This is a genomic window from Winogradskyella sp. SM1960 (assembly GCF_020179375.1).
GTDB classification, from domain to species: domain Bacteria; phylum Bacteroidota; class Bacteroidia; order Flavobacteriales; family Flavobacteriaceae; genus Winogradskyella; species Winogradskyella marina.
The window spans coordinates 576,160-599,720 of sequence record NZ_JAICBG010000001.1; the positions used below are offsets into that span (position 1 = coordinate 576,160).

A 23,561-nucleotide genomic window follows, 5' to 3' on the forward strand; every position below is an offset into this window, starting at 1 on the left:
TTATAGATTTTAGTTTGATTGATATATATTGAAATAGTCGTTACTCCAAACTATCTTGTAATTGTTCCTTTCTAAAAAATCATTCATCGCTTTAACGCGATTTCTATTATATCTATAATCCTCCTCTTTTGATTCTGACATGTAGTAAGGATCTGGAGTGGAAAACTGACCAATCGTTTCAAATTTTTGTTGTACTACTATAGGCAAAATGTCAATTTCTGTTTCAGCTCTTTCTAATTGTTTTTTAAACATGACCCCATCATAAACCCACACCCAAGAGATATACATATATGGTTTTGTTTCTGTCAAAAAGTTTACCATCGGAATTTTATCATACGCCAATAAGTAATCGTTTTTGCTAACATATTTTTTAAGAACAGATAATAATTCATTAAATATTTCCGCTCTTTCTTTAGTTGTATAAACACCATTTGCAAGTTTATTATCAATGGCATATACCTTATCAAAACGACTTCCAAAATCAAAATATGATTCATTTGAAATCTTGTACACTTTATACGCAAAATAGCCTACAACCATTAAAGGCAAAACACTTAATAACATCTTTTTACTAATCAATGAATTAGGCTGAATTTTCTTATTTATCCATTTAAAATACAACTCATCAGAGTGATTAATCACATAAAAAAATAGTGGTAACGCAACCCAAATACAGACGTAGCCAACATTATGAATACCACCGTCACTGCCTAAAGGTAAAAACAGCATCATTATAAGGGCTAACAAACTCAACAACTTATAATCTGACGTCACTGTTTTAAACATTAACAAACTCAAGGACCCAATTAAACTTAGTGCATATAAGGTGTATATTGAATTATCTCTAAAAACAAAAATAAACAATAGAATAGCCATTGTGTACCAAAGGTATACACCTATAATGTTCTTAAACAGTAAGTTTTTAGCTAAAACTATAACTACCGATGCTGCAAGTATTTTTAAAAATACTTTAAGAATTAAGCGGTATTCTGCAAAGTACACATTTAAAAGTTTCGAAAAATTGTGATTGCTTCCTGTATTTTGTCCTTTATCTAAAATATTTAAAATTGAATTCTGCATAATCTCCAAATGCCCAAATGACGAAATAATCAAATACATGATTAAAAAACCAATAACAGCACCTATTCCATACATTATAGTTTGTTTAAACCAATACTTAAAGCCTACATATTTATTCCATAATAATTGAGCAGGAAACACAAGGCTAAATGCAAAAAGTGTAAGATTAGGTAGTCTTGAGAAAACATTGATTGCTGTTAAAAAACCTGCTAGAATTATATAAATTATACTATTCCTATCTAAACCTCTCAGTAAAAAGTAGATCGTTAATATGGCAATTAGACTAGATAATTGATTATAATAAAAGGCAACATAACCGAAATCGTTAACAAATAGAACCATTAACAGGCCGATGACAACACAATGCTTAGACATGTATTGAATTAATATTTTGTAAGAAAAAACAAAGGTTAAAACAATACAGAATAATGCTAAAACCCTAAAGGATAAAATACCACCTTGAGGAAATAACTCATACCAAACACCGCCAATAACCCCTGTAAGATAAAACACAAAATTATACTCTACAGTTTCTGGATGATTAAAAAACTGCTGATAAAAAGTCATGTACCAGCCTTCATCCACAACATCAAAACCTTGCAATGCTAGCAATAACATAACAATTGCGATAAACCCTATATTAGTACTTAAAGTATAATTGTTGTAAAGGTTTGAAAGTTTTTTAAGTAATTTCACAATTAAATTTTAGGTATATATGATGATATAAAAACTAATAATCCAACTGAATACAATAAATTGCATTGCTTTATCTTTCAATAGAATTTTTGTAGGATTGACGTAATTTTGTCTTAATTTAATCAACCGACCATATCTAAACAATCCTAAAATCACGAATATTGAAGTAAGCCATATATAATCACTATTAAATTGAGCTTTAGTCTCAGGTGAAAAAGTGTAAGCTAAATAAAACATTGTAATCGCTAAAGATAAAACCGTTAAAATAGAATCCAAAAATTTTAGAGAGTACTTATCTATATTACTTCTAACTAGAATTTTATCTTCCATATATATAACAACCTCATCTCTTCGCTTAGCAAAAGCTAGAAAAAGGGCTAATAAGGTTACCATTATTATAATCCAATAAGACAATTCAGTATTCGTAGCAACTCCACCTGCCAATAATCTTAACACAAAACTGGCAGCAATAAACATAACATCTAAAACCATAATTTTCTTAAAAATTAAGGTATATAAAACATTAATGAGAAAATAAATCGTAAGTACCAAAAATAAATCGAATCCACTCAAGTAATATGACAAACCAAGTCCTAATAATGAACAAACAAACATACAGATTCTGGCTTCGTTTATTGAAACCAATCCACTTGCTAAAACCCTGTTTTTCTTTGACTTATGCTGTTTGTCGAATTCTAAATCTACAATATCATTGAAACAGTAGATAGAACTAGCAATAAATGAAAACAAAAAAAAAGCAATCGTGGCACTTATAAGACTATCAAATGAAACTAACTGCTTATTAAAAAACATGGGTAAAAAGACAAAAAGATTTTTAATCCATTGCTGAACTCTGATTAATGAAAGAAAATAAGACAGTTTGGTTAGTCTTTGGTGCATTACGATATATTAATATGTAAAAGTGGTAAAAATATAGAAATTAAGGTAATTTATATTGGAAGAGACTAAATAACCATTAAAGATTTAGATTTTCATTTATAATGATTTATCTAATCAACTAATAGTATTTATGTAAAACCTTATTAATTATTTGTGCTGAGTTAGTTCATATTAAGATATGTTTCTATTATTAACGAGAAGAGGTAGGGCGCATAAAAAAAAAGAGAAACACCCTTCAGCATTTCTCTTTTTCAAATTTATATTCTTAACAATATCTATTACATATTCTTATTACGCTTACGATCTACTTCTTTCAAATAAATCTTACGTAATCTTAAGTGATTAGGTGTAACCTCAACATATTCATCTTTTTGAATATATTCTAAAGCTTCTTCTAAAGAGAACTTAATTGCTGGTACAATCTTAGCTTTATCATCTGCACCAGAAGAACGTACGTTACTTAACTTTTTAGTTTTAGTTACGTTAACCGTCATATCATCTTGACGCGAGTTTTCACCAATAACCTGACCTTCGTAAATATCTTCACCTGGATCAACGAAAAACTTACCTCTATCTTGTAATTTATCAATAGAATAAGGAATCGCTTGTCCGTTTTCCATAGATACTAACGATCCATTTTGACGTTCTGGAATTCCTCCTTTAAGCGGTCTGTAATCTACAAAACGGTGTGCCATAATAGCTTCACCTGCCGTCGCCGTTAATAATTGGTTACGTAAACCAATAATACCACGAGAAGGTACAACGAACTGACAAACCATACGGTCGCCTTTAGCTTCCATACTTGTCATTTCACCTTTACGCAAAGTCACCATTTCAATAGCTTTCCCAGAAACGTTTTCTGGTAAGTCGATAGTCATCTCTTCAAAAGGCTCACATTTTACACCATCTACTTCTTTGATGATAACTTGTGGTTGTCCAATTTGAAGTTCGTAACCTTCACGACGCATCGTTTCAATTAATACCGATAAGTGTAATACACCACGACCAAAAACCATAAACTTATCTGCACTATCTGTTTCTTCAACACGTAATGCTAAGTTCTTTTCAAGCTCTTTAGTTAAACGGTCTTTAATATGACGCGATGTTACAAACTTTCCATCTTTCCCGAAGAAAGGTGAATCGTTAATTGTAAACAACATGCTCATTGTTGGCTCATCAATAGCAATCGTTTTTAAACCTTCAGGATTTTCAGCATCAGCAACAGTATCACCAATTTCAAAACCTTCTAAACCTACAATAGCACAAATATCACCTGTTTGAACTTCGTCAACCTTTAATCGGCCAACACCTTCAAACGTATGTAATTCTTTAATCTTACTCTTTACAATAGAACCGTCTCTTTTTACTAAAGAAATCTGTTGGTTCACTTTTAAACCACCTCTAGTTAAACGACCAATAGCAATTCGTCCTGTAAAAGAAGAGAAGTCTAAAGATGTAATTAACATCTGTGTAGTCCCTTCATCAAATTTTGGCTCAGGGATATGCTCTATCACCATATCTAATAATGGCTCAATATTCTCAGTCTCATTTTTCCAATCATCACTCATCCAGTTGTTCTTTGCAGAACCGTAAACTGTAGGGAAATCTAACTGCCATTCTTCAGCACCAAGTTCAAACATTAAGTCAAAAACTTTTTCGTGTACTTCATCTGGTGTACAGTTTTCTTTATCCACTTTGTTTACAACCACACAAGGCTTAAGACCTAAGTCAATGGCTTTCTGCAATACAAAACGCGTTTGTGGCATTGGCCCTTCAAAAGCATCTACTAATAATAAAACACCATCAGCCATGTTTAAGACACGTTCTACTTCTCCACCAAAATCGGCGTGACCAGGAGTATCGATAACATTAATTTTAGTGTCCTTGTAAATAACAGAAACGTTTTTAGACGTAATTGTAATACCTCTTTCGCGTTCTAAATCATTATTATCTAGAATAAGGTCGCCTGTGTTTTCGTTTTCACGAAACAACTGACAGTGGTACATGATTTTATCTACCAATGTTGTTTTCCCGTGATCGACGTGTGCAATAATTGCAATATTTTTAATCTTTGTCATAACTGATGCCAATTTTTAAGCGTGCAAATGTACGGCTAATTCTTTTTTTTTCGTTAATAAAATGTTATTATTTCATTATCTCATAATTTGAATTTGTATCTTACGCTAAATAATTGATTAGTAGCTTAAAGCTTGTATTACAATGCCTATCGCTATTTAAGAAAATACAGCTATATTTTTCGAGATTAATTTGAACCCTAAAAAATTAACAGATGAATACCCTAAGCAAGTACACAAAATTCATTCCTTACCTCTATTTTTTATCAATAATAGTATATTGGTTTACAAACATGAATAAATTAGAAGGTATTTCTGCCTACCCAATATTATTGTTTGGTATTCCGTTTTTATGGCAACTCATTAAACCAAGCAGGAAATTAAATTTCTCTTTAGGTATTGTCTTTGTTTGCCTATCCTCTTATCTCATTTTAGCTTATCTATCTGATTTGCTTAACATTATTCATTGGACAGAAACATCGAAAAATTTATTGTTTTACGGAGGCCTTTTAGTTGTTGGTAACTTTGTAATGTCGCTTTGGATAGTAAGAAATAGTATTAAGAAGGTGTTTTAAAAACAGAAATAAGTCCGTTTTGCTTTTAGGTCCAAGAGGTTAGACTTGTTTCATTTTCCATATATAAATTCATAGAAATTATTAACTTTTCTTGCTATTTAGACGACACCTGCAGACACAATATTAAAATAACGCTATAATCCATATTCATAGTTTCAACTAAACCTACAGAATCGTATCTTTGCCACTTAACAATTTAAGTCTAAAGCTTTGATAACAATTCCGAAACTAAAACACACTAATTCCAAAAACTTCTTTCTACTTTGTGGACCATGCGCTATTGAAGGCGAAGACATGGCCTTACGTATTGCTGAAAAAGTAATCACTATCACAGACAAACTTGAAATTCCTTATGTTTTTAAAGGCAGTTTTAAGAAAGCAAACCGAAGCAGAATAGACAGTTTTACAGGTATTGGAAACGAAAAAGCCTTAAAAATTCTTAGAAAAGTTTCTGAAACTTTTGATGTACCCACCGTTACTGATATCCATGAAGCGTCGGATGCTGCTATGGCTGCAGAATATGTTGATGTATTACAAATTCCGGCATTTTTAGTACGACAAACCGATTTAGTTGTCGCAGCTGCTGAAACAGGAAAAGTAGTAAACTTAAAAAAAGGCCAATTTATGAGTCCTGAAGCCATGAAACATGCGGTTCAAAAAGTAAAGGATGCAGGAAACGAAAACGCTTGGATTACGGATAGAGGCACTATGTTTGGCTACCAAGATATGATTGTAGATTTTAGAGGTATCCCAACCATGCGTAAATATGCACCAACGGTTTTAGATGTGACACATTCTTTACAACAACCTAATCAAAGTATTGGCGTTACTGGCGGACGACCAGATATGATTGAAACCATTGCCAGAGCTGGTGTGGTTAATAATGTTGATGGCTTATTTATTGAAACCCATTTTGATCCTGCAAATGCTAAAAGTGATGGAGCTAATATGCTGCACTTGGATAATTTGGAAGGTTTATTATCTAATTTAGTGGCTATTAGAAAAACAATTACAGCATTATAACTACTATTTTCTTAGTTATTGTAAGTAAGGTGTAAGATTAACGTCTACCCATATCCTTACGGAAGTTACTTATGAACTATTTAAATAGAATTCTAAGCTTAGGATTCATTTTGTTATGCACAATTGCATACAGCCAAATTCAAGAAATACCAAAATACTCATCCTCTAATAAAGGGAAACTATTTATTAGTTGGGGAGGAAATAGAGGCGCCTATTCAAAATCGGATATTCGATTTAAAGGTGATGACTATGATTTTACCATAAGTGACGCTACAGCAAAAGACAAACCTAAAGGTTGGCATATCGATTATATTAACCCGTCTCGAATGACCATTCCTCAAACAAATGCTAAGTTGGGATATTTTATCTCAGATCATTACACCATCTCAATTGGTTTAGACCATATGAAATATGTTATGAATAGAGACAGAAATAGAAATGTAAACGGTTATATTAATTTACCTGACAACGAACCAGGAAGCAATTACAATGGTGAATTTAATAATGAAAATGTATTTATTTCTAGTGATTTATTGAAATTTGAACATACGGACGGGCTCAACTTCATCTATACCGAAATTGCGAGATATGATGATATTTCATCATTATTTCATATCAGCAATACGGATAAATTTCAAGTAAATGTAACCGAAGGTATTGGCGGAGGGCTTTTATTTCCTAGAACCAATACAACATTATTACAAAAGGACAGATATGATGAATTTCATGTGTCTGGTTATGGACTTTCCGCTAATATTGGCTTAAATCTTACATTCTTTAAACACTTTTTCATACAATTAAATGCTAAAGGTGGCTATATTGATATGAATAACATAAGAACAACAAATGATTCGGCAGATCATGCAGAGCAAAGTTTTTACTTTTTTCAGCGCGTTTTATCTTTTGGCAGTATATTTAGACTAAAATAATGATACAAATAAGACCTGCTACCCTAGAAGATAGCCTTGAAATTACGTCACTTTTTAGAGATACTGTTACCCATATTAACAAGAAGCATTATTCCGAAAAGCAGATTAACGCATGGGCTTCTAGTGCTGATGATCTGGAAGAGTGGAAAAAAAGAATTGATAAGTACTATTTTATTATTGCTGAAATCGAATCGAATATGGTTGGTTTTGCCTATTTGAAAAATGGAAATTACCTAGACGGACTATTTGTACATAAAGATTATCAGCGCCAAGGGATCGGTTCAAAATTATTGCGAATTATAGAATCTCAAGTAATGATGACTGATTTTGAAATCCTAAAATCAGATGTAAGTAAAACGGCTTTACCTTTTTTTGACAACAACTATTTTGAAGTCATTAAAAAACAAAAGAAAACGCATAAAGGTGTAATTTTTGAAAATTACTTGGTTGAAAAAACACTATAAAGGATTAATGCTAATTCGTAAAAACCACATTAATCTTCATCATACACGCTAACAAAGGCCTTTACACCTGCTTCAACGTCAACTGCTACATAATTTTCCATTGGAACTATTGGACAAGAATATTTTTCGTCATAAGCACAATACGGATTGTAAGCTGAGTTAAAATCTATTTCAATGGTATTCCCTTTAGGTATTTCTAAGTCAATATAACGCCCACCTTTATAGGTTGAAGTCCCATTGGTATGATCTAAAAAAGGTAGAAACAAATAATTCTCAAATCCTTCTTGTTCTGATAGTTCTTTACCTTGATACGTGTTTAACTGAAATGTTTTTCCTTTTAACTCAAAGGTTACAATCCCAAAAACGCGCTCTTTAGATATGCGGTCTGTGGTTGTTCTCATATCAAACCATTCAGTATTTGGTGTGCGTTTTAAAGATGCTGTCACCACAAAAGTAGAATCATAAGTAAAAAAATCTAAACCTTTAAAACCTTTTAAATCTTTAGATTTTAGAGGTGATACTGAAGCGTCTTTAAATTCAGTGTTCATTTTTTCCTGAAACGGAGTTTCATGAACAATCATTTTTTTGTTTTCAGAACAACTCGCAAAAAGAGCTAACGTAAATAAGACAATTAAAATTCGCATATCAATTAAATTTTAAACTTCAAAAATACAACATATAGATTTTCATTTTGGTTTTATAGAGATATTTAATAGCGTAGATTTTATAATTATCGACATTAAGCGTAATTTTAAACACTTATGAAAAACTTACATTTAGACGTTTTAATTATTGGAGCAGGACCAATCGGAATTGCTTGTGCTTTAGAAATAAAAAAGCAAAATTTGAATTATGTAGTTCTTGAAAAAGGAGCACTAACCAACTCATTATTCAACTACCCTTTAAATATGACCTTTTTTTCTACGTCCGAAAAATTGGAAATCGATAACATTCCCTTTATCAGTAATAACCCAAAACCAACACGAAACGAAGCTTTGGAATATTATAGGCGAGTGACTACGTCAAATGCCTTAAATATAAATCTCTATGAAACCGTTACTGACCTCAACAAAACAGAACACGGATTTAAAATACAATCCGATAAAGCTAGCTACTCTGCAACAAACGTCATCATTGCTACAGGATTTTATGGCTTACCGAATTTATTGAACGTTCCTGGCGAAGATTTACCAAAAGTGTTTCATTATTACAAAGAAGCGCATCCGTTTACCTTACAAGATGTTGCGGTTGTTGGTGCTAGTAATTCGTCTGTAGATGCAGCACTTGAAATCTATAGAAAAGGTGGCCATGTTACCATGATTGTAAGAGGTGAAGCAATTGGAGAACGCGTAAAATATTGGGTAAAACCAGATATTGAAAACCGAATTGAAGAAGGCAGCATTAAAGCCTATTTTAATTCTGAAATTAAAGCCATTAAACCTACAGAAATTAGTATTAATACACCAGAAGGAGAAAAAACTATTGCTAACGATTTTGTGATGGCACTCACAGGATACCAACCTAATTTTAAATTTTTAGCAAACGCTGGTATTGAATTTTCTGAGGATGAAAAGCATATTCCGACTTATAATTTTGAAACTATGGAATCTAATGTAAAAGGCTTGTATTTAGCAGGTGTGATTTGCGGAGGCATGGAAACTCATAAATGGTTTATTGAAAACTCTAGAGTTCATGCGAAGATGATCGCAAAAGCCATCGAAAATAAAGCTGATTAATATTTGGAGAACATTATTTCTATAATAAATTGGAATAAATCAAGATTTGCCTCTACGAAAGTGGTTTTATCTCTTTATACTTCACCACATGAGACAGCACAATTTGTGTTTTGGTTTCGCCGTAACTTATTAATTGATCTATAAAAATCTCAAGGTGCTTCTGATTTTTAAGCACCACTTCCATCACTATGTTTTCGTTTCCTGTGATTCTGTAGCAATTCACTACTTCATCATAGGTTTTCACCTTTTCTAAAAAGGGTTTCAACATGCCCATAAATGCCCTTAAAGTGATTAAGGCTTTTAATTGATAACCAGCTTCAAAAGGCGAAACAAACGTGGTATATCCTTGAATAATTTCAGCATCTTCCATCTTTTTTATACGTTCTGAAACGGCAGGAGAAGTAATACCAACACGTCGTCCTATTTCTGCGCTAGACATACGTGCATTTTGCTGCAAACATTTTAAAATCTTCCAATTTAAACTATCAATACTCATTTAAAGAAATTTAACTAAAAAAACATAATATTTAAAGCAAATATATAAATTCACTTTAAATATTAAAGTTTATTTTCAAATTTAGTCCTTAATTTCGTTACAATTGCTATTGAAATTATGAGTTACCATCTACCTACACAATTTTCGGATTTGCCTATATATCAAAAGGCTATGGATATTATTGTACTATCCAGAAGTATATCTACTTACCTTAATCAGGACTTATCCTATTTAAATTCTGATGGTTCAGAAGATGAACATATCTATTTTACTGGTGATATTATTCAGCAATCTACCAATCTTGCACCACAAATTATAAGTGCTGAACGAGAAAATTGTTCAGACAAAAAAAGTAAACATTTAGAAAGTTTAGATCGCTTAACGACACGTTTGTATAGTAATTGTAGACGGCTTGAAAAATCGAATAGTAACGGTAGAGATTATTTACCTATTCTTCGTGGTGAATTAAAAAAGTTCAAGAAACTGCAACGTACGTGGATGTTGACTTTATAAGCATTATTTCCCTTTTAAAATGTGCGCATTGCACATAAAACTGTTCTGATAATTCTTAATTTTAGAATTCATCGTGTCTGCAATAATTATATATTGGCATTTTTGAATACTTTCCGAAAGACGCAAAATATGATTGTAAGCGTTTTGTCTTCCTAAATAATCAGCATCTTCTATAGCAAACAACTGAACTTCTCCTAAGTGAATACCATTTAAAAAATAGAGCTTACTTAAACGTGCTGGAGATGCAATTACGATATCTTGGCCATAGTAAACTTCCGTTTTTTGCTTTTCAATATCATAACCGTCATAAAGCGCATAAACTCTTAAATCGGTGTTCTTTGTAAAAACTTCAAACTGCTCCTTTAAAGCTAAGGCGTCGGTTTTATCTTTTACAACTATAATGGCACGTGGCGAATCTTCAAAAGCTGCTGCCTTTAATTTATGAATAGTAGAAATTATGAGTGCTATCGTTTTACCACTTTCTTTTGGAGCAATCATATAAGCATCTGACCCACTTTTTAATGTAGGTAATACTTTTTTCTGAAACGCATTTGAGGTTTCATAACCAACGTTAGTTAAAGATTCTTTTAATAAAGGGTGCAGTTTTTTGAAAGACATTTGTGGAATTTATGAGAACAGCTAATTTGATGATTTAGCTTTTAATTTTCAAAGATACTATTATTGACAAACTTTACAGTCTGCTTTATCTTGAATTTCGCCAACTAAATGACCTTCATCATTCATTTTAAAGCCACAACAGTCCATAAAGCCTTGTGCTATTTGTTTTCTTGCACGTTGAATTTGAGATTTAACCGTAGCTAAAGGCAAGTGTAATTGATTGGCTATCTCTTGTTGCTTCATGCCTTTTATATCAGACAAAAACAATGGGTCTCTGTATTTTTTTGGTAAGCTTTTTATAATGCCTCTAAGGCAGTCGTGTTCGGAATGTGCTTGCGTAGTCGGTGTAGTTGCTACTTCTAAATCTTCAACTGGCAACTCTTGTTTCGTTGTTCTAAAATAGTCTAAAACCGTATATCTCGCTACGGAAAACAGCCAAGACTTTAACTTACTGTCATCATTAAGCGTATGTAATTTAGTATGGACTTTTATAAACGTTTCTTGCAAAATATCTTCAGCAATAGAAGCCTGTTTCACTTTACTTAAAATAAAGCGTTTTAAATCATCTGCATAACTATCCCAAACCTGTTTTGTGGTCATACTTAAAGGTAATAAGAATCAGCTCGAATACCAAAATTTGTATCCGAACTGATTTAATGATTTAACAATTACAGTTAGTACAAGTGCAATTTTCACAGGTACAATTATTGCAATTTCCTTTTTTGCAACCTTCACAGTCGCAAGTACAATCTTTATTTTTCATGATATTACGTTTTATTGTTCATCTAATAGACGATGAGATTGTTGAAAAGATGCAAAAAATGTGACTATTTTTTTTAAGTGGAATTATTCTACCACAATAGTAGCGTCATGATAGATAGGAAAATTACAAGAATTGGCAATAAAACAGAGTTCATTGGCCTTATTGTGAAGACTTAAAGCTAAATCTTTTTGGCTTCCATCTTTTATGGTGACTATAGGTTTTAATCTTACCATTTTAAAACTTCCACTGCCATTTGCTTCGACTACTAAATCGCCTTCTGACGTATCTGTATAACTCAAAACTTCAATTTGATGCTGTGCACAAACATATAAATATGACATCATATGGCACGATATTAAAGCTGATAACAATAAATCTTCAGGATTAAATAATGTATCATCACCTCGAAACGGTTTTGCTGCTGAAACTTGTAAATCGGAAACTTTATTCCCTTTTGTTACTTTATGGTTTCTACTGAACGTTCTGGGATTCTTAGTGCTTTCTCCTTCGTTGATTGTCCAATTGACTTGGGCTTTAAAAGTATGATGCATTGGTAAAACTTTTATTGAATGTAAAAAAAGCGTTTCGATAAACGAAACGCTTTTAAATTATATATTTTTAGTTTGCTTGTTTTGCAAAAAGCAAAACGTGGTTCTCTGAGATCCCAAAACCAATTTGGGATAAGCGATTCACACACATTTTGCAAAAAGCAAAATGTGGTTCTCTGAGATCCCAAAGCTAATTTGGGATAAGCGATTCACACACATTTTGCGAAAAGCAAAACGTGGTTCTCTGAGATCCCAAAACCAATTTGGGATAAGCGATTCACACACTTTTTGCGAAAAGCAAAATGTGGTTCTCTGCTTACATATTTCGGCGATACTGACCTCCAACTTCAAACAATGCTGATGTGATCTGACCTAACGAACACACTTTACAAACTTCCATTAATGCTTCAAAAATATTTTCATTATTAATGGCTTTGCTTTGCAATTCTTTTAATATGTCTTCCGAATCATAAGCCTCATGCAACTTCTCTAAGGTATTTATCTGGAATTTCTTTTCTTCTTCGGTTGCTCTTATTACTTCTGCTGGTTGAACCGTAGGCGAACCTTTACTGCTTAAAAACGTATTCACACCAATAATTGGAAATTGCCCATTATGCTTCAAAGTTTCATAATACAAGCTTTCCTCTTGAATTTTACTACGTTGGTACATGGTTTCCATTGCGCCAAGCACTCCACCTCGTTCTGTGATACGATCGAATTCTAACAATACAGCTTCTTCAACTAAATCGGTTAACTCTTCAATAATAAAAGACCCTTGAATTGGGTTTTCATTCTTAGCTAATCCTAATTCCTTATTAATAATCAACTGAATGGCCATGGCTCTGCGAACTGACTCTTCTGTTGGTGTCGTAATCGCTTCATCATAAGCATTGGTATGCAATGAGTTACAATTATCATAAATAGCATATAAAGCCTGAAGTGTGGTTCTGATATCATTAAAATCAATTTCCTGAGCATGTAAACTACGACCAGAGGTTTGAATATGATATTTCAACATTTGTGCTCTAGGATTTGCTCCATATTTGTGCTTCATGGCTTTAGACCAAATCTTACGAGCTACACGACCAATAACTGCGTATTCTGGATCTATTCCGTTTGAAAAGAAGAACGATAAATTTGGTCCAAATTTATTGATATCCATTCCTCTTGAAAGATAGTATTCCACATAAGTAAATCCGTTAGATAATGTTAATGCTAACTGCGTTATAGGATTAGCTCCAGCTTCAGCAATGTGATATCCAGAAATAGAAACCGAATAAAAATTACGCACATTATTTTCAATAAAATACTCTTGAACATCTCCCATTAAACGCAATGCAAATTCTGTTGAGAAAATACAGGTGTTTTGCGCCTGATCTTCTTTTAAAATATCAGCTTGAACCGTTCCTCTAACCTGAGCAATAGTGTTCTTTTTGATCTCGGCATATACATCTGCAGGCAAAACTTGATCGCCTGTAACACCTAAAAGCATTAAGCCTAAACCATTATTTCCTTCAGGAAGTTTTCCGTTGTATTGCGGACGCTCTTTTCCTTTATAAATTGCCGCAATTTTCTTTTCTACATCTTTTTCTAATCCATTTTCTTTAATATAAAGCTCACATTGTTGGTCAATAGCAGCATTCATAAAAAAGCCTAATAACATTGGAGCAGGACCATTAATCGTCATACTAACCGACGTCATTACATGTGCTAAATCGAAACCAGAATACAATTTTTTGGCATCATCCAAACAGCAAATAGAAACACCTGCATTTCCTATTTTACCATAAATATCTGGACGTAAATCCGGATCATTTCCATAAAGCGTTACACTATCAAAAGCCGTTGATAATCGTTTTGCTGGCAAACCTTCACTTACATAATGAAAACGTCTGTTGGTACGTTCTGGACCACCTTCGCCTGCAAACATTCTTGCAGGATCTTCTCCTGTTCTTTTAAAAGGATACAAACCTGCTGCATAAGGAAATTCTCCTGGTACATTTTCTTGTAAACACCATCTTAAAATATCTCCCCAAGCTTGGTATTTTGGTAAAGCTACTTTAGGAATTTGAGTATGTGAAAGTGACTCTGTATGCGTTTCTATTTTAATTTCTTTATCTCTTACTTTGAAAGTATAAATTGGATCTTTATAACGATTGACCTTTTCATCCCAACCCGTAATTATTTCCCAATTGTATGGATCTAAGTTGAGTTTTACACGGTCGAATTCTTTAATTAAAAGTCCTAAAAAGTCTTTTGAACTTTCGTCTTCAACTTGACTGAGAATTTCCTCTTCATTTAGTCCTAATTTTCCAATAAATGATTTTTCTACTGTGCTCATGGTGACATTTCCAACCGAACAAATAGTTTTATATATGCCATATAATTTCTGAGCAACTTCAACTTGCTCATTTGCTGTTTTATCGTAAGCTCTATTGTTCTCTGCTATTTCGGATAAATAACGTGTTCTTGATGGTGGAATAACAAAAATCTTCTCACTCATTTCTTTTGATATTTCAAAAGTTGAGTTTAAATCTGTTTCTGTTTTCTCTGCCATTTTATCCATAACCGCTTTATAAAGCGTATTCATTCCAGGATCATTAAATTGCGATGCAATAGTTCCGAAAACTGGCATTGTATTAGGATCTGCGTGCCACATATTATGATTTCGCATATACTGCTTTTTCACATCACGAAGTGCATCGAGCGCTCCTCGTTTGTCAAACTTATTGATGGCAACTAAGTCTGCAAAATCGAGCATATCAATTTTTTCAAGTTGTGTGGCAGCACCAAATTCTGGTGTCATTACGTAAAGCGACACATCTGAATGTTCTATAATTTCGGTATCTGATTGACCGATCCCAGATGTTTCCAAAATAATTAAATCATATTCGGCCGCTTTTAAAACCTCAACAGCTTCATTGACGTATTTAGATAATGCTAAATTAGATTGACGCGTTGCTAAACTACGCATGTAAACACGAGGTGAATTAATGGCATTCATACGAATTCTATCTCCTAAAAGTGCACCACCTGTTTTTCGTTTTGAAGGATCTACAGACACTAATCCAACTGTTTTCTCAGGAAAATCAATTAAAAAACGACGTACTAACTCATCAACTAAAGAGGATTTTCCGGCTCCACCTGTTCCTGTTATGCCAAGCACTGGTGTTTTTGATGTTTTATTTTTTTCGTGAATGGCTTCTAAAGTATCTTTAGCAACATCTGGGTAATTTTCTGCCGAAGAAATTACTCTTGCTATAGACTTCGGATTTTTTTCATGAAGCGTTTTACCTTCATCGTTTAATTTATCTCCGATGGCAAAATCAGATTGTTGTACCAAATCGTTAATCATGCCTTGTAAACCAAGTGCTCTTCCATCATCTGGAGAATAGATTCTGGTAATTCCATAATCCATTAATTCTTTAATTTCTTCTGGAAGAATCACTCCTCCTCCACCTCCAAAAATTTTGATATGTTCTGCTCCTTTTTCCTTTAGCAAATCATACATGTATTTAAAATACTCGTTATGTCCACCTTGATAAGAGGTTAATGCAATAGCATTTGCATCTTCTTGTATGGCTGTATTAACCACTTCTTCTACACTGCGATCGTGACCCAAATGAATCACTTCCACTCCTGTAGATTGGATAATACGACGCATAATATTTATGGCAGCATCATGTCCATCAAAGAGTGATGCAGCTGTTACTATTCGTACTTTATGTTTTGGGTTATAAGGTGCAACTTGTTCCATTCGTAAAAATCTTGCTAATTTGAGTGACAAATTTACGGAATATTCAAAAATTTAGGGCATCAATCGAAAAATATCTAAAACTTACAGAAAGTCGGTAATGCTTTCAATTTTAATTAATTTTATCAATTCATTCAAGATTAGATTTATGCATAAAATTACACTACTTATTCATTGCGCAGATCAACCGAATATTATTGCTTCGGTAACGAGTTTTATGGCTTCAAACGATGGTAATATTGTTTATATTGATCAGCATGTTGATAGAGAACAGAATATCTTTTTTATGCGATTGGCATGTGAGTTTTCATCTGGTATTTTTTCTCTCGATAAATTTAAGGAGCTATTCAAAAGCACCTTAGTAGAAAAATATAAACTTAAGTGGCGCATGTATTCTGCTGAGAGAAAACCTAAAATGGCTTTATTTGTGTCTAAATACGACCACTGTTTATATGATATTTTAGGACGTTATAATTCTGGTGAATTGTTTTTAGAAATTCCTTTTATATTAAGTAATCATCTCGATTTAAAACCGATTGCAGATAACTTTAATATTCCGTTTTATCATGTTCCAGTAACAAAAGCGACGAAGCATGAGGCCGAACAGAAACAATTAGAACTATTAGAAAAACACGCTATTGATTTTATTGTTTTAGCGCGTTATATGCAAATTGTATCTAAAACTTTAATTGATAAATATCCGAACAAAATTATTAATATTCACCATTCGTTTTTACCTGCTTTTGTTGGTGCAAAACCTTATCATTCTGCTTACAAACGCGGCGTAAAAATTATTGGATCTACAAGTCATTATATAACTGAAGAATTGGATGCAGGACCGATTATAGAACAAGATATTGCACATGTATCACATACGTATTCCATAAAAGATTTGATAGCAAAGGGTCGTGATTTGGAAAAAATTGTATTGTCTAATGCGATTAAACTTCATGCGAATAGAAAAGTTATGGTGTACAATAATAAGACTATTATTTTCTCATAAATTGAATGTGACTAATTGTATTAATTGGTGTCTATTAATTAAGTAACATTTACGCTGAGTAATACATTTTATTAATTTATAGACTAAAATTTGAAATGGTTTTGGCTTTATAAATTATCTTTACAAAAAAAATAAGACTTTAATTATGATTAAAAGAATTTTTGCCCTATTCGTTATTTTCAATTTAACAGCATGTGCTGAATTACAGCAGGTTGTAGACTCTTTACCACAAGGCGCAGGTGGTGTAATAGGAAATGCTGATATTGCTGCAGGTTTAAGAGAAGCCTTAGACACAGGAATTGAGAAACAAGTAACTAAATTAACCGCTGAAGATGGTTTCTTTAAAAATGAATTGGTAAAAATCCTTTTGCCTGAAGAATTACAAAAAGTAGATAGTGCACTGCGTAAAATTGGATTAAGTAGTTTAGCTGACGAAGGGTTAAAAGTATTGAACCGAGCTGCTGAAGATGCGGTTTCTGAAGCAACTCCAATTTTTGTAAATGCTGTAAAAGACATCACTTTTGATGATGCTAAAAACATTCTATTAGGAGAAGATAATGCAGCAACATCATATTTGACATCAAAAACTGAAACGGAACTTTACAGCAAGTTTAAGCCTGTTATTAATAATTCGTTTAGTAAAGTTGGTGCCGATCAAATATGGTCTAATCTAATAACTAAATACAACAATATTCCATTAACAAATAATGTAAATCCGGATTTAACGGATTACGTTACCCAAGAAGCTTTAAAAGGTGTGTATACCATGATTGCCGTTGAAGAAAAAGAAATTAGAACGAAGGTTTCTTCTCGTGGATCAGATTTACTAAAGAAGGTATTTGCCCTACAAGACTAAATGACAAGTCTTCAATTAATTTTCTAATTTTTTTAATAAAAAACAATAATTCTAGCTAAATTTTAGTAATTTACTAATGTATTTATTAAAATTTAGTTGTGAACTATAGAGGTAAATTATTAAAAAGACGGATAAAGCTTAAGAAAAAGTACATTCAACTTATTGAAGATGCTTACAATTTAAGACAAACCGATCATGCTTTAAGTGATTTTTCTGAATACCAAGCCACAAAAGTACTTCATAAAATTAATAAATTAGGATTCGTAGTCAATAGCTCGGAAACTCAAATCAAGCCAACTTAATTAATTCATACTTAATTATATCCTAACATTAGCATAACCTTCAAAACGCGTAAACTTACCATCTTTGCAGTGCAAAAGAATGAGTTAGTTAGATTATAGATTAGTTAGTTTTGAAGTCGGTATTTGTAGTTAGGTATCGACTTTTTTATGTCTTATCGTGAAGGGTTTGAAAATACGAATACGACAGTAACAACCGACTACCATACCAAGAAAACAACTCACCATCCACAATTTTAATAGTTTTTTCTGGAAACTCCTTTTGAAATTCTATAATGTGATCCTCCTTAAATGGAAAAGGTTCACTAGACAAAAAGATGAGATCTGCTTCATTTAATGTTGAATTATTTAAGTCGATTTCTGGATAGCGTGTTTCATCTTCAAAAACATTTATAAACCCAGCTTCTTTGATCATAACATCTATAAAGTTGTTTGAAGCTGCAACCATCCAAGGATTTTTCCAAATGAAATAAGCAACTTTTAACTTGTCTTTGTTTTGAAGTTGAACTTGAAATGCTTCGCGTTGTAATTTAATATTTGCTACTAACGTTGACGTTGTTCTTGTAATATTAAAAATTTCCCCATACATGGAAATTAATTCAAAACAATCTTCGAGGTTATAAATATCACTGATATGAACTGGAGCTATATCTTCCAATTCCGAAATCATTTCCTTTGTGTTTTCCTCTTTATTGCATAGAATAATATCTGGATAAAGGGCTTTTATTTTTTCAATATGGATTTGCTTTGTACCTCCAACAACCGCTTTAGATAGTCGCATATGTTTTGGGTGCACACAGAATTTTGTGACACCAACGATTGAAGCTTCCAAACCTAAATCAACTAACAACTCGGTTTGCGATGGTACTAACGAGATGATGCGTTTGGGTGTATTTTTGAGTTGGATGTCTCTTTTGAGTTGGTCTTTGTACGTCATAGAGCTTTATCGAAAATTATAAAATCAGGCACCTTAAAAAGCTACTTCAAGAACACCCCTAAGAGCTACGCTAGGTACTTGAAAAACAAAAAACTTTTTGTTTTTCAGTAATCCTCAAGAGGACAATTTACGCAGCTATCCTTTTAGTTAATGATGGTCTACAATTCAAAAGCCATCTGCAACTGTAATTCTTCAGCTTTTTTAGCAGCAGCTTCAGCGAAATTTTCATCTTGTGAAGCATAAATAATCCCTCGCGACGAATTAATTAATAATCCGACAGCATCATTCATACCATATTTACAAACCTCTTGAAGATTTCCTCCTTGTGCACCAACACCGGGCACTAACAAAAAGCTATCTGGAATAATTTTACGAATATCTCCTAAAAACTCAGCTTTAGTTGCACCAACCACATACATTAAGTTTTCAGAATTTTCCCAAGATTTAGAGGTCTCTAACACTTGCTTGTATAACTCTACACCATCTATCTCTTTTGTTTGAAAATCGAAAGCTCCTTGGTTAGATGTTAAGGCTAAAAGGATCGTATGCTTGTCTTTGAAGGCTAAAAAAGGCTCTACTGAATCCTTCCCCATATACGGTGCAACAGTTACACTATCAAACCCTAAATCTTCAAAAAATGCTTTGGCATACATGGTACTTGTATTGCCTATATCTCCGCGTTTGGCATCTGCAATCGTATAAATTTCAGGATGGTTTTTATTGAGATACTTTATGGTTTTTTCTAAAGCTTGCCAGCCCTTAATGCCGTAAGCTTCGTAAAACGCTGTATTGGGTTTGTAAGCCACACAAAGATGATGTGTGGCATCAATTATAGCTTTATTAAAAGCAAATATTGGATCGTCTTCTTTTAATAAATGCTTTGGTATTTTAGTTAAATCGACGTCTAATCCTATACAAAGGAAGGATTTCTTTTTGTGGATTTGGGTAATGAGTTGTTGTGTTGTCATATTATAAAAAAAGCCTCAAAAACGAGGCTTCAATTTAAATTACATCATCATTAGCCTTCAACAGCTCTGTGTTTTCAGCCAACATTAATTCGTCTATTATTTTTTGAATATCACCATTTATGATGTTCGATAAATCATAAAGTGTTAATCCAATTCTGTGATCTGTTACACGTCCTTGCGCATAGTTATAAGTTCTAATTTTAGCACTTCTATCACCAGAACTTACCATACTTTTACGTTTAGCAGAATCTTCTTCTCGTTGTTTTTCTAGTTCTCTTTCATACAAACGCGAACGTAAAACCTTTAATGCTTTTTCTAAGTTTTTGTGTGACGACTTTTGATCTTGGCAACTTACAATCATGCCAGTTGGTTCGTGATGTAACTTAATAGCAGAATAGGTTGTATTTACCGACTGACCTCCAGGACCTGTTGATGTTGTTCGCTCAATACGCACTTCGGTCATATCGAGTTCAAAATCAATCTCTTCTGCTTCTGGCAATACCATAACCGTTGCAGCACTTGTATGCACACGACCTTGCGTTTCGGTTTGCGGTACACGTTGTACACGGTGAACACCAGCTTCAAACTTTAGTGTGCCATAAACATCTTCGCCAGAAACTTCGAAAATAATTTCTTTAAAACCACCAGATGTTCCGTCACTCTGACTTACGACATCGACTTTCCATCCTTTATCACTACAATATTTAGAATACATTCTGTATAAGTCACCTGCAAAAATACTAGCTTCATCTCCACCTGTTCCTGCACGTACTTCAACGACAACATTTTTAGCATCGTCTGGATCCTTAGGAATCAACATAAAGCGAATTTCCTCTTCTAGTTTTTCAATTGCTTCTTTAGCTTCTTCAAGCTGCATTTTGGCCATTTCTACCATTTCATCATCAGAACCATCTGCAATGATTTCTTCGGCTTCAGAAACATTATCAAGTGCTTCTCTATAAACTTCGCCTTTATCTACAATAAGCTTAAGGTCTTTATATTCCTTCATCAGCTTTGTATAGCGTTGCTGATCTGATATGATATCTGGTTGAATGATAAGGTCGTTTACCTCATCGAAGCGTTGTTTTATAATCTGTATTTTCTCTAACATCTCTCTTCAAAAATTGAAGTTCAAAAATACGATAAATTTAAGATATTAGACCGCTTCGCTGTTAGAATATAGAATTAAGCCCCAAGTATAACACACTGATTAAATTTGTGATTTTTATTTAACCAATTAACAACTAATCTTATTCATCATACATCTTATGGCCTGTTGCGTGGTTCTATTTTCTAAAATATTTGGGTTTTCCTATTCTGTTAAAAATAAATTGAACATAACTAACGTTATTATAAGTATGTATCGTTTCCTAGCTATACTCACTTTTTACAAACAGTTTGTGGTTTGGTCTTTTATTGCTAATGCTATTATCGGTTTTTTTAATCCAGTTATCGCGCCTGCCTTAATAACCAAATTATTTCTTACGGTTTTTGCATGGTATTATGTCAGCGAAACTAATAATAAAAGAAAATTAACTTTTTACAAGAATTTAGGAATTTCTACGCTTAAGCTTTTTTCTGTTGTATTTATAGTAGACTGTATCTTTACCATTATTTTTATTACGATACTTAAAGAATTCACTTGACAACAACATGATATTTGAATTAGACAATGTAGAACTTTACTTTAAAAACAAACGTATTTTAAATGGTATTTACCTTAAAGCTGAAACAGGAAAAGTTACAGCTATATTAGGTAGAAACGGCTGTGGAAAAACTTGTTTACTCAATATTGCCTTTGGAAATCTAAAGCCGAAGTATATGCTTGTTAGATTAGATGGAAAACCACTTTTAAAGCCTTTACACACAACAGGAATTGTGATGTATTTACCACAATACAATTTTATTCCAGGTGAAATGAAGTTGTCTTTTGTTTTTACACTACATGGTCTCGATTGGAAAACTTTTATTCAGGGTTTTGAAGCCTTTTCTATCTACAAAAGTTCTAAATTCAATGATTTATCTGGTGGAGAACGCCGAATTATTGAAACGTATATTGTTTTAAAAACCAAAAGCGAAATCGTGTTTTTGGACGAACCATTTTCACATTTATCACCGCTACACATTGAGACTGTAAAACAACTTATTGAAGACGAAAAAAAAGAGAAAGCTATCATTATTTCAGATCATATGTATCAACATATCATTGAGGCATCTGACACTATTTATTTACTTAAAAATGGTACTACTAAAAAGATTAATAAGCTTACTGAATTGGAAGATTACAAATACTTAAGCACAGGATGCTTGTAACACGTTTAAATTAAGATGATCTATTGGATCTGATAATGTTATCCAAATCCACAACAACACCAACACCTAATATCTGCTTCCATTGCAATTTTGCACCAACAATAACATTTTCTTCATTGGTAACCTCGTTTGTTTCTACTTCTACTTTGATATCATCGTCATACCTGAGGTGCGACCCTAAAGTTGCTTTTACAAATTTATTAACTTTCATATCTAAGTTTAATTCCCACTCTAAATCTATATTCCCAAAACTATTAATATAATCGGTATACAGACGCAAAAGGCTAGTGATTTTTATATTCTCAAAAACTTCTTCTTCGTACTGATTGGTAAATAAAATCCCCAATTCTTGTCTTACTTTTTTTCCATCTCTAAGAATGTTGCCTTCCAAATCATATATAGCTGGATCTACACCAAAAGCCCCTTTATTAGCCAAATCATCATCTAACACAAAGGTTGTTTTTAACGTAAATGGCGACGCGTAGAATGATAAACGCTCAATAAATCGTCCATACTCCATTCCTACACCAAAAAACATATAACCAGGCGCCATAAATTTTGAAATGGCATCATCTCTATTAGGATAACTATACCCTTTAGCTAACTGTGAATTAAAACTAAATTTTGCAGAATAAAACCAATTACTTTTCGGGTCAATTTCTAATCCAACATTAGAAATCACCTCAATAACATCCTCTGTTTTTCTAATATTTAATTCCTCTTGTTTATTTAAACCATAACGTATATTGAAGTTCGAATTCCAATACCATTTTTTTTGTTTATATTTTGCTTCAGCTTTACCTGTTACAATACCCGAAATAGAATTAGCACCACCAGAATTCCAATTGGTAAAAGAAACTTGATTAAGGTTTAAGCCAACTTCTTTTTTTGTTCTCCAACCCAACTGAACAGGTTCATTTTTTTTCTTTTGAAAGTATAAAGAATCTGGCTGAGCAAAAAGCACGCTAGAACATAAGATAAATACACCAAAGACAAACCAAGAATAAATTTTCAT

At 32.7% G+C, this 23,561-nt stretch carries 23 protein-coding genes; 10 read left to right on the forward strand and 13 right to left on the reverse strand.

The annotated features are described in order from the left end of the window. Nucleotides 1-9: 9 nt before the first annotated feature. The 3 genes from K1X16_RS02590 to typA all read right to left on the reverse strand — a co-directional run bounded on the left by K1X16_RS02590 (nt 10) and on the right by typA (nt 4,754). On the reverse strand, nt 10-1,776 hold the full coding sequence (locus K1X16_RS02590; RefSeq protein ID WP_225034948.1) for a glycosyltransferase family 39 protein: 1,767 nt from the start codon (nt 1,774-1,776) through the stop codon (nt 10-12). A 9-nt stretch (nt 1,777-1,785) separates the two neighbouring features. Further along, a complete protein-coding gene (locus K1X16_RS02595) occupies nt 1,786-2,676 on the reverse strand; it encodes a UbiA prenyltransferase family protein (protein ID WP_225034949.1) in 891 nt (296 codons plus the stop codon). 278 nt (nt 2,677-2,954) lie between these two features. After that, the gene (typA, locus tag K1X16_RS02600; protein ID WP_225034950.1) at nt 2,955-4,754 is read right to left on the reverse strand and encodes a translational GTPase TypA; all 1,800 of its coding nucleotides are present in this window, start codon (nt 4,752-4,754) and stop codon (nt 2,955-2,957) included. Nucleotides 4,755-5,044: 290 nt separating this feature from the next. Between typA and K1X16_RS02605 the strand changes: the two genes are divergently transcribed. The 4 genes from K1X16_RS02605 to K1X16_RS02620 all read left to right on the forward strand — a co-directional run bounded on the left by K1X16_RS02605 (nt 5,045) and on the right by K1X16_RS02620 (nt 7,742). Beyond that, entirely contained in the window at nt 5,045-5,326 is a 282-nt protein-coding gene (locus K1X16_RS02605; RefSeq protein WP_225034951.1) for a hypothetical protein, read from the forward strand. Nucleotides 5,327-5,545: 219 nt separating this feature from the next. Continuing rightward, the gene (gene kdsA / locus K1X16_RS02610; RefSeq protein ID WP_195870155.1) at nt 5,546-6,349 is read left to right on the forward strand and encodes a 3-deoxy-8-phosphooctulonate synthase; all 804 of its coding nucleotides are present in this window, start codon (nt 5,546-5,548) and stop codon (nt 6,347-6,349) included. A 71-nt stretch (nt 6,350-6,420) separates the two neighbouring features. Beyond that, entirely contained in the window at nt 6,421-7,278 is an 858-nt protein-coding gene (locus K1X16_RS02615; protein WP_195869598.1) for a hypothetical protein, read from the forward strand. Further along, on the forward strand, nt 7,278-7,742 hold the full coding sequence (locus K1X16_RS02620; protein WP_225034952.1) for a GNAT family N-acetyltransferase: 465 nt from the start codon (nt 7,278-7,280) through the stop codon (nt 7,740-7,742). Before K1X16_RS02615 ends, K1X16_RS02620 begins: the two co-directional genes overlap by 1 nt. 29 nt (nt 7,743-7,771) lie before the next feature. On the opposite strand, the gene K1X16_RS02625 is transcribed toward K1X16_RS02620, so the two are convergent. Further along, entirely contained in the window at nt 7,772-8,386 is a 615-nt protein-coding gene (locus K1X16_RS02625; RefSeq protein ID WP_225034953.1) for a DUF1684 domain-containing protein, read from the reverse strand. A 117-nt stretch (nt 8,387-8,503) separates the two neighbouring features. Between K1X16_RS02625 and K1X16_RS02630 the strand changes: the two genes are divergently transcribed. Beyond that, entirely contained in the window at nt 8,504-9,478 is a 975-nt protein-coding gene (locus K1X16_RS02630) for a YpdA family putative bacillithiol disulfide reductase (RefSeq protein WP_225034954.1), read from the forward strand. 52 nt (nt 9,479-9,530) lie between these two features. On the opposite strand, the gene K1X16_RS02635 is transcribed toward K1X16_RS02630, so the two are convergent. Next, complete coding sequence (locus K1X16_RS02635; RefSeq protein WP_195869602.1) at nt 9,531-9,974, reverse strand: Lrp/AsnC family transcriptional regulator; 444 nt, start codon at nt 9,972-9,974, stop codon at nt 9,531-9,533. Between the two features lie 117 nt (nt 9,975-10,091). On the opposite strand from K1X16_RS02635, the gene K1X16_RS02640 reads away from it, so the two are divergent. Then, nucleotides 10,092-10,487 carry a hypothetical protein gene (locus tag K1X16_RS02640; RefSeq protein ID WP_195869603.1) on the forward strand — a complete coding sequence of 132 codons (396 nt, stop codon included), beginning with the start codon at nt 10,092-10,094 and terminating at the stop codon, nt 10,485-10,487. A 3-nt stretch (nt 10,488-10,490) separates the two neighbouring features. On the opposite strand, the gene K1X16_RS02645 is transcribed toward K1X16_RS02640, so the two are convergent. The 4 genes from K1X16_RS02645 to K1X16_RS02660 all read right to left on the reverse strand — a co-directional run bounded on the left by K1X16_RS02645 (nt 10,491) and on the right by K1X16_RS02660 (nt 16,173). After that, a complete protein-coding gene (locus K1X16_RS02645; protein ID WP_225034955.1) occupies nt 10,491-11,105 on the reverse strand; it encodes a DEAD/DEAH box helicase in 615 nt (204 codons plus the stop codon). Between the two features lie 60 nt (nt 11,106-11,165). Further along, nucleotides 11,166-11,705, reverse strand: a complete 540-nt coding sequence (locus K1X16_RS02650) for a sigma-70 family RNA polymerase sigma factor (protein WP_225034956.1) — start codon at nt 11,703-11,705, stop codon at nt 11,166-11,168. A gap of 246 nt (nt 11,706-11,951) precedes the next feature. Beyond that, complete coding sequence (locus K1X16_RS02655) at nt 11,952-12,419, reverse strand: OsmC family protein (RefSeq protein ID WP_225034957.1); 468 nt, start codon at nt 12,417-12,419, stop codon at nt 11,952-11,954. A 313-nt stretch (nt 12,420-12,732) separates the two neighbouring features. Beyond that, the gene (locus K1X16_RS02660) at nt 12,733-16,173 is read right to left on the reverse strand and encodes a methylmalonyl-CoA mutase family protein (RefSeq protein ID WP_225034958.1); all 3,441 of its coding nucleotides are present in this window, start codon (nt 16,171-16,173) and stop codon (nt 12,733-12,735) included. Between the two features lie 145 nt (nt 16,174-16,318). Between K1X16_RS02660 and purU the strand changes: the two genes are divergently transcribed. The 3 genes from purU (at nt 16,319) to K1X16_RS02675 (ending at nt 18,331) form a co-directional block, all read left to right on the forward strand. Further along, nucleotides 16,319-17,173, forward strand: coding sequence for a formyltetrahydrofolate deformylase (gene purU / locus K1X16_RS02665; RefSeq protein WP_225034959.1), 855 nt, complete (start codon nt 16,319-16,321; stop codon nt 17,171-17,173). 145 nt (nt 17,174-17,318) lie between these two features. Continuing rightward, on the forward strand, nt 17,319-18,029 hold the full coding sequence (locus K1X16_RS02670; protein WP_195869609.1) for a DUF4197 domain-containing protein: 711 nt from the start codon (nt 17,319-17,321) through the stop codon (nt 18,027-18,029). 98 nt (nt 18,030-18,127) lie between these two features. Beyond that, complete coding sequence (locus K1X16_RS02675) at nt 18,128-18,331, forward strand: Lacal_2735 family protein (protein ID WP_225034960.1); 204 nt, start codon at nt 18,128-18,130, stop codon at nt 18,329-18,331. 145 nt (nt 18,332-18,476) lie between these two features. Here K1X16_RS02675 and K1X16_RS02680 read toward each other — a convergent pair whose 3' ends face one another. The 3 genes from K1X16_RS02680 to prfA form a co-directional block, all read right to left on the reverse strand. Beyond that, nucleotides 18,477-19,265, reverse strand: a complete 789-nt coding sequence (locus tag K1X16_RS02680) for an ABC transporter substrate-binding protein (RefSeq protein WP_225034961.1) — start codon at nt 19,263-19,265, stop codon at nt 18,477-18,479. A gap of 158 nt (nt 19,266-19,423) precedes the next feature. Continuing rightward, nucleotides 19,424-20,233, reverse strand: coding sequence for an orotidine-5'-phosphate decarboxylase (gene pyrF / locus K1X16_RS02685; protein ID WP_195869612.1), 810 nt, complete (start codon nt 20,231-20,233; stop codon nt 19,424-19,426). A gap of 34 nt (nt 20,234-20,267) precedes the next feature. Then, nucleotides 20,268-21,344, reverse strand: coding sequence for a peptide chain release factor 1 (prfA, locus tag K1X16_RS02690; protein WP_195869613.1), 1,077 nt, complete (start codon nt 21,342-21,344; stop codon nt 20,268-20,270). 542 nt (nt 21,345-21,886) lie between these two features. Here prfA and K1X16_RS02695 point away from each other — a divergent pair. Then, nucleotides 21,887-22,546 carry an ABC transporter ATP-binding protein gene (locus tag K1X16_RS02695; RefSeq protein ID WP_195869614.1) on the forward strand — a complete coding sequence of 220 codons (660 nt, stop codon included), beginning with the start codon at nt 21,887-21,889 and terminating at the stop codon, nt 22,544-22,546. 10 nt (nt 22,547-22,556) lie between these two features. Here K1X16_RS02695 and K1X16_RS02700 read toward each other — a convergent pair whose 3' ends face one another. Further along, nucleotides 22,557-23,561, reverse strand: coding sequence for a DUF3078 domain-containing protein (locus K1X16_RS02700; protein ID WP_195869615.1), 1,005 nt, complete (start codon nt 23,559-23,561; stop codon nt 22,557-22,559).

Bases quoted from the DNA above. Each gene is read 5' to 3' on its own strand.
- K1X16_RS02595 (WP_225034949.1), bottom strand. From the start codon at position 2,676: ATGCACCAAAGACTAACCAAACTGTCTTATTTTCTTTCATTAATCAGA.
- typA (WP_225034950.1), bottom strand. From the start codon at position 4,754: ATGACAAAGATTAAAAATATTGCAATTATTGCACACGTCGATCACGGG.
- K1X16_RS02605 (WP_225034951.1), top strand. From the start codon at position 5,045: ATGAATAAATTAGAAGGTATTTCTGCCTACCCAATATTATTGTTTGGT.
- K1X16_RS02615 (WP_195869598.1), top strand. From the start codon at position 6,421: ATGAACTATTTAAATAGAATTCTAAGCTTAGGATTCATTTTGTTATGC.
- K1X16_RS02620 (WP_225034952.1), top strand. From the start codon at position 7,278: ATGATACAAATAAGACCTGCTACCCTAGAAGATAGCCTTGAAATTACG.
- K1X16_RS02625 (WP_225034953.1), bottom strand. From the start codon at position 8,386: ATGCGAATTTTAATTGTCTTATTTACGTTAGCTCTTTTTGCGAGTTGT.
- K1X16_RS02630 (WP_225034954.1), top strand. From the start codon at position 8,504: ATGAAAAACTTACATTTAGACGTTTTAATTATTGGAGCAGGACCAATC.
- K1X16_RS02635 (WP_195869602.1), bottom strand. From the start codon at position 9,974: ATGAGTATTGATAGTTTAAATTGGAAGATTTTAAAATGTTTGCAGCAA.
- K1X16_RS02640 (WP_195869603.1), top strand. From the start codon at position 10,092: ATGAGTTACCATCTACCTACACAATTTTCGGATTTGCCTATATATCAA.
- K1X16_RS02645 (WP_225034955.1), bottom strand. From the start codon at position 11,105: ATGTCTTTCAAAAAACTGCACCCTTTATTAAAAGAATCTTTAACTAAC.
- K1X16_RS02650 (WP_225034956.1), bottom strand. From the start codon at position 11,705: ATGACCACAAAACAGGTTTGGGATAGTTATGCAGATGATTTAAAACGC.
- K1X16_RS02655 (WP_225034957.1), bottom strand. From the start codon at position 12,419: ATGCATCATACTTTTAAAGCCCAAGTCAATTGGACAATCAACGAAGGA.
- K1X16_RS02660 (WP_225034958.1), bottom strand. From the start codon at position 16,173: ATGGAACAAGTTGCACCTTATAACCCAAAACATAAAGTACGAATAGTA.
- purU (WP_225034959.1), top strand. From the start codon at position 16,319: ATGCATAAAATTACACTACTTATTCATTGCGCAGATCAACCGAATATT.
- K1X16_RS02670 (WP_195869609.1), top strand. From the start codon at position 17,319: ATGATTAAAAGAATTTTTGCCCTATTCGTTATTTTCAATTTAACAGCA.
- K1X16_RS02680 (WP_225034961.1), bottom strand. From the start codon at position 19,265: ATGACGTACAAAGACCAACTCAAAAGAGACATCCAACTCAAAAATACA.
- pyrF (WP_195869612.1), bottom strand. From the start codon at position 20,233: ATGACAACACAACAACTCATTACCCAAATCCACAAAAAGAAATCCTTC.
- prfA (WP_195869613.1), bottom strand. From the start codon at position 21,344: ATGTTAGAGAAAATACAGATTATAAAACAACGCTTCGATGAGGTAAAC.
- K1X16_RS02695 (WP_195869614.1), top strand. From the start codon at position 21,887: ATGATATTTGAATTAGACAATGTAGAACTTTACTTTAAAAACAAACGT.
- K1X16_RS02700 (WP_195869615.1), bottom strand. From the start codon at position 23,561: ATGAAAATTTATTCTTGGTTTGTCTTTGGTGTATTTATCTTATGTTCT.